The organism is Xenorhabdus aichiensis (genome assembly GCF_028598775.1).
GTDB classification, from domain to species: domain Bacteria; phylum Pseudomonadota; class Gammaproteobacteria; order Enterobacterales; family Enterobacteriaceae; genus Xenorhabdus; species Xenorhabdus bovienii.
In genome coordinates this window covers 1-534 of sequence record NZ_JAQRFO010000144.1, presented here as the reverse complement: position 1 = coordinate 534, position 534 = coordinate 1, and the positions used below count along the sequence as shown (strand labels likewise).

Genomic DNA, 534 nt, shown 5'->3' with positions numbered 1-534 from the left:
TACCACGCCAGCAACATCCCGCCGGGGGCGCTGCCGGGCAGCAAAACCCAGATGGCGTTCCGCTCCAAGACCCACAAGGGAGAAGGGTATAACGAACTGCTGTTTGAGGATGCGAAAGGCAGTGAAAAGCTGGCGCTGCATGCGCAGAAGGACATGCACACCACGGTGAAAAATGACCAGAGTTTGGTGGTGGAAGCGGGTGACCGGACGCTGACCCTGCAAACCGGCAATGAAACCAAGAAAATCGAGCAGGGCAGTTTGTCCGAGACTGTCTGCCTGACCCGCAGCACAGCGGCGAACACGATACAGGTGAAGGCGGAAGCCGGCAAAGGGGGCGCGGGTACTCAGCTGTATGAAGCGCAGGATGATATCACCCTGAGGGTTGGCAGCGGCACCATCCAGATGACGAAAACGAATATCAAAATTTCGTTTGGCGGCGCCAGCATTGAGCTGAATGGCAGCGGGGTCACGGTGCTGGGCGGCCAGATTAACCTGAATAAATAACACACTGATTTTTTTACCCGTAGCACAAGA

1 protein-coding gene is annotated in these 534 nt (G+C 56.2%); it reads left to right on the top strand.

Annotated elements, in window-relative coordinates; all coding sequences use genetic code 11:
- Positions 1–51: 51 nt before the first annotated feature.
- Positions 52–504 carry a bacteriophage T4 gp5 trimerization domain-containing protein gene (locus PSI22_RS21670; RefSeq protein ID WP_442316508.1) on the top strand — a complete coding sequence of 151 codons (453 nt, stop codon included), beginning with the start codon at positions 52–54 and terminating at the stop codon, positions 502–504.
- Positions 505–534 lie beyond the last annotated feature (30 nt).